This is a genomic window from Methylophaga sp. UBA4204, assembly GCF_002379485.1.
Lineage (GTDB): Bacteria > Pseudomonadota > Gammaproteobacteria > Nitrosococcales > Methylophagaceae > Methylophaga.
The window spans coordinates 10,333-17,969 of the sequence record NZ_DFTU01000050.1; the positions used below are offsets into that span (position 1 = coordinate 10,333).

8 protein-coding genes are annotated in these 7,637 nt (G+C 43.9%); 2 read left to right on the plus strand and 6 right to left on the minus strand.

The features are described from left to right. The first annotated feature begins 131 nt into the window (after positions 1-131). Positions 132-518, plus strand: coding sequence for a VOC family protein (locus B3182_RS07320; protein WP_292358039.1), 387 nt, complete (start codon positions 132-134; stop codon positions 516-518). A gap of 671 nt (positions 519-1,189) precedes the next feature. On the opposite strand, the gene ttcA is transcribed toward B3182_RS07320, so the two are convergent. From ttcA to mobA, 3 genes are read right to left on the minus strand one after another with little or no spacing between them, the layout of a single operon-like run. After that, the gene (ttcA, locus tag B3182_RS07325) at positions 1,190-2,056 is read right to left on the minus strand and encodes a tRNA 2-thiocytidine(32) synthetase TtcA (RefSeq protein WP_292358040.1); all 867 of its coding nucleotides are present in this window, start codon (positions 2,054-2,056) and stop codon (positions 1,190-1,192) included. Then, a complete protein-coding gene (locus B3182_RS07330) occupies positions 2,056-3,315 on the minus strand; it encodes a bifunctional molybdopterin-guanine dinucleotide biosynthesis adaptor protein MobB/molybdopterin molybdotransferase MoeA (RefSeq protein WP_292752151.1) in 1,260 nt (419 codons plus the stop codon). The genes ttcA and B3182_RS07330 overlap by 1 nt, the downstream gene beginning before the upstream one ends. Beyond that, complete coding sequence (gene mobA / locus B3182_RS07335; protein ID WP_292358042.1) at positions 3,308-4,423, minus strand: molybdenum cofactor guanylyltransferase MobA; 1,116 nt, start codon at positions 4,421-4,423, stop codon at positions 3,308-3,310. Before mobA ends, B3182_RS07330 begins: the two co-directional genes overlap by 8 nt. A gap of 38 nt (positions 4,424-4,461) precedes the next feature. On the opposite strand from mobA, the gene B3182_RS07340 reads away from it, so the two are divergent. Next, positions 4,462-5,106, plus strand: coding sequence for a retropepsin-like aspartic protease family protein (locus B3182_RS07340; protein WP_292752153.1), 645 nt, complete (start codon positions 4,462-4,464; stop codon positions 5,104-5,106). Positions 5,107-5,187: 81 nt separating this feature from the next. On the opposite strand, the gene folE2 is transcribed toward B3182_RS07340, so the two are convergent. From folE2 to dxs, 3 genes are all read right to left on the minus strand, one after another. After that, a complete protein-coding gene (gene folE2, locus B3182_RS07345; RefSeq protein WP_292358044.1) occupies positions 5,188-5,997 on the minus strand; it encodes a GTP cyclohydrolase FolE2 in 810 nt (269 codons plus the stop codon). An 8-nt stretch (positions 5,998-6,005) separates the two neighbouring features. Further along, on the minus strand, positions 6,006-6,386 hold the full coding sequence (gene queD, locus B3182_RS07350) for a 6-carboxytetrahydropterin synthase QueD (protein ID WP_292358045.1): 381 nt from the start codon (positions 6,384-6,386) through the stop codon (positions 6,006-6,008). Between the two features lie 47 nt (positions 6,387-6,433). After that, on the minus strand, positions 6,434-7,637 hold a 1,204-nt coding region (gene dxs / locus B3182_RS07355), incomplete at its 5' end, for a 1-deoxy-D-xylulose-5-phosphate synthase (protein ID WP_292752156.1).

Consider the following 7,637-nt stretch of genomic DNA (forward strand, 5'->3'; position numbering starts at 1 on the left):
GTGTTGGAAATGACTTATGTAGAATGGTTACACCACGCCAATAGGCCTGGTTGAAAGAAACGACTCTGCTCAGAGGAGACTCTAAAAGAGCAATAGCCCTTGGTTTTTATTTTAATTTGCAGGAATTGTTTATGATTAAGTCTATAGCGCATGCCAGTTTTCTGGTGGCTGATTTAGCTACGTCGCTGAAGTTTTACTGTGATGTCTTGCAAATCCCTCTCAATCCGAATCGCCCTAAATTTGCCTATGACGGCGCATGGCTGGATTTGGATAACAAACAACAATTACATTTGATGGTATTACCCAATCCTGACTCGACAGATGGTCGTCCGGAACATGGAGGGCGGGATCGTCATGTCGCATTGCTTGTCGAAGATCTTGAGGCACTTGCCGAACGGCTGGAACAGGCAGGTGTAGAATTTTCACGCAGCAAGTCTGGTCGGGCTGCTTTTTTCTGCCGTGATCCAGATGGAAATGCACTGGAATTTGCAGAAGATTTTACTCCGCCCGTTAAGTAACTCAGGCATTTAAAAGAGACAATCAATGGCTTAGCGACTTACTCACAATTTCTGTGGATAAGTCTGTGTGTAACAATGGTGAAAAACGCTAAGTCGTTAATCTATAAAAGTGCTGTTCAAAATGGTTAAAATTTAACCATTTGCAAAATAGTAATAAAATCAAATTGTTACGTAACAATTTTGTATATTCAACAACTTAGCAAAACTTGTTGTAACAGCACTGTAACAATTTAGGAAAAAGTGAATAACTTACTGCGATTGGCAGCATTAAAAATCAAAGATTGTGCCATAAAAATTTATTTTTGCTTTTCACACAGCTAACTTTAAATCATCCTGCTATTTGATTCTTTCAGTGTTTAATATTTGAAATATTCATTTTTGTTGTTGTAATAGCCTGCTAGTCAATTAGTTAAAAGTGATGATCAATGGCTTAGCGACTTACTCACAATTTCTGTGGATAAGTCTGTGGTTAACATTGTTGAAAATCGCTAAGTCATTATTCTTTAACAGAGCTGCACTAAATGGTTAAAAAATAACCATATTTAAAATTCATTTAAAATCAATAATATATGGTTGTTTTGTGTACATTCAATGACTTAGCAAAGTATGTTGTAAGAGCACTGTAACAATCCATCGGAAAGTGCATAACTTACTATGCTGGTATTAAGAAATTACACTCGTGCTAATGCAGGAATGATGTGCTCATCAAAGGCCGAATCTTCATCACCTGTTGGTTCGAGGCGAAATTGCTCAAGTCCCTTAAAATCAAATAATTGCTGATCTGCCAATTGGGAGGGGGCCACATTCTGGATGCTACGGAAAATATTTTCAACACGACCGGGATGCTGTTTCTCCCAGGTTTGCAGCATTTCCTTAATCACCTGACGTTGCAGATTTTCCTGAGAGCCACATAAATTACATGGAATGATTGGGAAGGCTCTCGCTTCAGCATAGCGGGTGATATCCGACTCTTTGGCATAACAGAGCGGTCGGATAACAATATTGGTTTTATCATCACTCAGCAGTTTGGGCGGCATGGCTTTGGTCTTGCCGCCATAAAACATATTTAAAAAAAGCGTTTCAATAATATCGTCACGATGATGGCCTAAGGCGATTTTTGTGATGCCATGCTGACGCGCATAACCGTATAACGATCCACGACGTAGTCTCGAACAAATACCACAGGTGGTTTTGCCTTCAGGAACCACTTCCTTAACAATGCTGTAGGTATCTTTTTCGATAATATGAAATGGCACACCAATTTTACTGAGATATTCTGGCAATACATGCTCTGGAAATCCGGGTTGCTTTTGATCAAGATTGACCGCAATCAACTCAAAATCAATTGGTGCGTGATCGCGTAAATTCAGCAAAATATCGAGCATGGTGTAGCTGTCTTTACCACCTGACAGGCATACCATGACTTTATCGCCATCCTGAATCATGTCGTAATCAGCAATTGCCTGGCCGACCTGGCGGCGTAGCCGTTTATGTAATTTGTTGAATTCGTGTTGTTGTTTCAATTGATTTTCAGACATTAGATCAGACCTGCGAAGGGTTGCACGGTGACAGATTGACCGGCAGCCACACCGTCACAATCTTCATCCAGTAAAATAAAACAGTTGGCATGACTCATGGAATGCAGAATGCCGGAGCCCTGTTCGCCGGTCATCGTAACTTCCAATTGATTGGCAGAATTGCTGCGTAATAATCCCCGTTGAAATTCGAAACGTCCGGGACGCTTACGAATATTCTCAGCTGCAATCGCCTGTAATACCATTGGCGCGTGATAAATAGCACCCGCCAACTTGTGTAAAGCAGGTTGTACAAACTGATAGAAAGTTACCATCACCGAAACCGGATTACCGGGCAGACCGAAAAAATGAGCATCTGCAATTTTGCCGTAAGCAAGCGGCCTACCGGGTTTCATTGCGATTTTCCAGAAATGCACTTCGCCGAGTTCATCCAGCAATTGCTTAACATAATCGGCTTCACCCACTGACACGCCACCAGAGGTAATCACCACATCGGCTTCCTTGGCGGCCTGCAGCAAAGCTTCACGTAATGTGTCGGGATTATCGGTAACGACTCCCATATCGATGATTTCAGCATCCAGACGTGTCAGCATGGCATGCAAGGTATAACGGTTACTGTCATAAATATCGCCGGGGTTCAATGTTTCGCCAAGCGAACGTAGTTCATCCCCTGTAGAAAAAAATGCCACCCGAATTCGACGACGAACCTTTAATTCTGCAAATCCCAATGACGCCAGTAAGCCTAAATCGGCTGAGGTAATTCGACGTCCTGCAGTAAGCACCACAGCGCCGGTCTGAATATCTTCTCCGGCGAGTCGCACATTTTCGCCGCTATGATGTTCCCCGTGCAGCGTTATCAGATCATTATTAACTTCAGCTTGTTCTTGCATGATGACCGTGTCACAACCCTCGGGCATCATTGCACCCGTCATGATTCTTACACATTCACCGGTATGAACGGTTTTGTCGAAAGGTTTGCCAGCAAAGGCACTGCCCACCCGTTTTAAGGAGGTGGAGTCATGCTTCAAATCTTCGCCACGTAACGCGTAACCATCCATTGCCGAATTAGCATGCGGAGGTACGGATAGCGGTGAAATCACATCTTCATGTAATACCTGTCCCAGCGCATCGCGCAATGCGACTTTTCTCCAGCAGCTGATTGCTGATATCTGCTGCAGAATTTTCTCTCTGGCGTCTTCCACTCTCAGAGTGTTAACGGGTTCAGGAGTGGCGCAGCTTGGTTGGGGCGTAAAGTCAGTCATGGTGGTATTGCCGAATATAGTTGTTTATAAAGTTCAGGATGGCGTCCAAATCGTTTAAATTCAATACGGGTATTTGAGGTTCAATTGTCAATTCGGAGTCAGTGGCAATGGCAATAATATTGGGATCATCCGGAAACAACAGAGGTTTACCAATGCTTGCGCGATGTAATTCCAGCTTCGGTATTGCTTCCTGTTTAAAGCCTTCGACCAGAACCAAATCCAAATTTTCTAAATCCAGACGCGCCAGACAGTCGGATAAAAGTGGTTCTTGTTGTTCATTTTCATTGGTTTGCATCAGTGCCAGCAGTTTTCGGGAGGCCACTAGTACCTGACTGGCACCTGCTTCACGAATTCGGTAACTGTCTTTACCGGGCTGATCGATATCAAATAGATGATGCGCATGTTTTATAACCGCTAAGCGTATTCCGGCAGAGCGAAGTTTAGGAATCAACTGGGTGAGTAAGGTGGTTTTGCCAGTGCCACTAAATGCGGCAATTCCCAATATAGGTACTGAACAGGACAAGGCAGGTGATTGCAGGTCTTCCGGATGATTGAAATTGGTGAAACTCTCAGGTTGGTCAGAAAAATCTACTTCAATCATTCCCTGTTGCTTAAACCAGCGATCAATCTTTCTTTCCCCAGAAGCGAGATATTTCTGTAAATCCTCTGCCAGTTCACAGTGTAATAATGAAAATACTGGTTGAATACGCTTGCCATCGGTGGCGACAGCGATTTTTTTACCTGAGCATAATAAACTCTCCAGCATGCGTTGTCGTAACTTCGGACTGGGAGAGGGGCTGTCACAGGGAGCCGTCAGAATATAATCGGTGGTTGCCATTTGCATTCCGGCCAGCATGCCAGCCAATGGTCCTTGAAAGCCGGAAAGCGAATCGCTGATGACAGGATAGCCAAATTGTTGATAACGCTCTATATTACGATTAGCGTTGATGAGCAACTGCTCAACCTGAGGTGCAAGATGATGAATGACATGCGCAATCAACGGCTGATTTACGTAAGGTATCAGGCCCTTGTCATTACCGCCCATACGGCGTGCTTCGCCACCGGCGAGAATGATGCCGGTCACGGTAGGGTAAGTTGATTCAGTCATGCTGTTTGCAGTTAATGGCTTTTTGTTGAGTGGGTACAATGCATAAAGTAACAATATCAATGTTCATTATACTGTGTATTCCACAGAACGTATGGTCACAGGATTTGCAGATTCTGGTCATGGGGCTATATCGCGACCATGCCGTGTTGGAAATTAATCAGCAGCAACATTTTTTATCTGTTGGACAGCGAACTCCGGAAGGCGTGACCTTAATCAGCGCAAACAGCAATCAGGCAATATTGGATATTGCAGGCAGGCAGGGTGTATTTGAACTGAATAATCGGGTTGGTGCTATGTATTCGGCCCCTGTTGAAATGCCTGTAGTGAGTATATGGCCGACCAATGGGATGTATTTGACCAGTGGTTCAGTTAATGGATATACAGTAGATTTTATGGTGGATACTGGAGCATCAGTCATTGCTATAAATGGTGAGACTGCAAAACGGTTAGGCTTAGATTATCTTAACGCGAACCAGATTGGTGTCAGAACTGCTTCTGGTGTTGAACTTGCTTACAGTATCGAACTGGAATCAGTGCAACTAGGTGATATTTCACTGGAAAATGTTGCGGCTGTCGTGATTGATGGTCCAGAACCACAACGGGCTTTATTGGGAATGAGTTTTCTGAATGCGTTTGATATGGAACGCAAAGGCGAACGGCTGGATTTACGCCAAAAATTCTAGTCAAATAAAAAAGCCAGTTGCGGGTGCAACTGGCTTAATTAGTATAAACTGGCTTGATTAGTGCGGGGCATATTCGCTAAATCAATCAAAACCCTGAGTGATCAACGCATAGGCTGAATGATTATGAATCGATTCAAAGTTTTCTGATTCGACTGTATATGCTTTGATACGGCTATCGGCATTTAAACGCGCTGCAACGTCGCGAACCATATCTTCAACAAATTTCGGATTGTCGTAAGCATGCTCGGTGACATATTTTTCATCCGGACGCTTCAACAAACCATAGATTTGGCATGACGCTTCGTCTTCTACCAGATCAATCAAGTCTTCAATCCAGATAAAGCTATCTGTTTTCACGGTCAATGTGACATGTGAACGCTGATTATGTGCACCGTAATCCGAAATATTTTTTGAACATGGGCACAAGCTGGTAACCGGCACAATGACTTTGACAGTCATGCTGGTTTTCTTGGCAACAATTTCACCAATAAAACTTACTTGATAATCCATCAGACTGCGGACTTTTGAAATCGGTGCTTCTTTATTTACAAAATAGGGGAAGCTCATTTCAATGTAGCCGGATTCAGCATCCAGACGCTCAGTCATTTCGCCCAACATGGTATGAAATGACTTAACGGTAATTTCACGTTCATGTTGATTAAGAATCTCAACAAAACGTGACATATGTGTGCCTTTAAACTGATGTGGCAGATTCACATACATATTAAAATTGGCAACAGTGTGCTGTTCACCGGTAGTGCGATCACTGACCACAACAGGATGGCGAATATCTTTTATGCCAACTTTATCAATCGCAATGTGACGTTTATCTTTGATGTTCTGAACGTCTTCGATTTCTGCTGCAGCTATTGGCTTGTTTTGATCGGTCATGATTCGGGTTAATCCTCACTATATTTGACACAGGCACGGTCGGTTTCCCATACCGTGACACCAGAGACTCTGGCTGTGTCGGTGTTTAGCGTATCGCTAAGGCGCTGGTAAAAAAACTGGGCGATATTTTCTGCCGTAGGATTAATCTCATCAAACGGTGGAATATCATTCAGATAACGGTGATCCAGTGTTTTTGCTAACTCACGAGTCGCCGTTTTAATGGTTTTAAAATCCATGCCCATACCATGCTGGTTAAGTGCATTGGCAGTGACTTCGACTTCAAGTTTCCAATTATGGCCATGCATGCGACGACAATCCCCAGGGTAGTCCCTAAGGGTATGTGCAGAGGCAAAATCAGCCAGAATTTTTAAGGTATAGGTGGCGCTCATAATGTTGACTATTATACTCGGGAATTAACCTATCGAACAGGCTATTATTACGCAAAATAACGATTGATGGTATCGATAATGCCACTTGCATCCAACCCACAGGCACTGAGCATCTGGCCATGATCACCATGCTCAATGAAGTGGTCAGGCAAGCCCATCATCCGCAAATTTGTCTCAATACCCTGCTGTTGAAAATATTCATTTACCGCGCTACCAGCTCCACCCATCAGTGCATTTTCTTCAATAGTGATAATCAATTCATGACTGGCAGCAATTTCATCCAGTAGCGTGGTATCCAATGGTTTAACAAAACGCATATTCACCACTGTGGCATCAATTTGCTCTGCAGCGTCAAGTGCTGCATGCAATAAGGTGCCAAAAGCCAGAATGGCGGTCTTTTTGCCTGTCCGACGGGTTTGTGCTTTACAGATGGGCAAGCTATTCAGTTGTGGTTCAATCGCCGTACCGTTGCCACAACCGCGAGGATACCGCACTGCGGCAGGGCCATTATGATGATATCCGGTGGTTAACATTTGCCGACATTCGTTCTCATCGCTGGGTGTCATTATCAGCATATTCGGAATACAACGCAGATAACTTAAATCAAAACTTCCGGCGTGTGTTGGCCCATCAGCGCCTACCAATCCCGCCCTATCAATAGCAAATAACACCGGCAGGTTTTGCAGAGCCACATCATGAATCAATTGATCATAAGCGCGCTGCAGAAAGGTTGAATAAATGGCAACTACCGGTTTTTTGCCTTCACAAGCAATGCCTGCAGCTAACGTCACGGCATGTTGCTCTGCAATGCCGACATCAAAATATCTTTCTGGAAACCGTTCAGCAAAAGCATTCAGACCGGAGCCTTCACACATAGCGGGTGTAATCGCAATCAGATCTTCAGAAGCTGTTCCCATATCACACAGCCATTGACTGAATACTTGGGTAAAGGTTGGACCGGATTTTTTATTGCTATTGGCAGGGCTTACACCATGATATTTACAGGGTTGCTGCTCAGCAGGTTCGAAGCCTTTACCTTTTTTGGTCACAATATGCAGGAACTGAGCACCTTTGCTGTTGCGCAGATTGCTTAACGTGGTAATCAAGGTGTCAAGATCATGGCCATCAATCGGGCCAATATAATTGAACCCCATTTCTTCAAATAACGTACCTGGCACCATCATGCCTTTGACGTGTTCTTCGGTACGTCTTGCGAACTCCCACGCAGGCGGAATTTTTTCCAGCATTTTC

Coding starts and splice junctions, on each gene's coding strand:
- B3182_RS07320 (WP_292358039.1), top strand. CDS start 132: ATGATTAAGTCTATAGCGCATGCCAGTTTTCTGGTGGCTGATTTAGCT.
- ttcA (WP_292358040.1), bottom strand. CDS start 2,056: ATGTCTGAAAATCAATTGAAACAACAACACGAATTCAACAAATTACAT.
- B3182_RS07330 (WP_292752151.1), bottom strand. CDS start 3,315: ATGACTGACTTTACGCCCCAACCAAGCTGCGCCACTCCTGAACCCGTT.
- mobA (WP_292358042.1), bottom strand. CDS start 4,423: ATGACTGAATCAACTTACCCTACCGTGACCGGCATCATTCTCGCCGGT.
- B3182_RS07340 (WP_292752153.1), top strand. CDS start 4,462: ATGCATAAAGTAACAATATCAATGTTCATTATACTGTGTATTCCACAG.
- folE2 (WP_292358044.1), bottom strand. CDS start 5,997: ATGACCGATCAAAACAAGCCAATAGCTGCAGCAGAAATCGAAGACGTT.
- queD (WP_292358045.1), bottom strand. CDS start 6,386: ATGAGCGCCACCTATACCTTAAAAATTCTGGCTGATTTTGCCTCTGCA.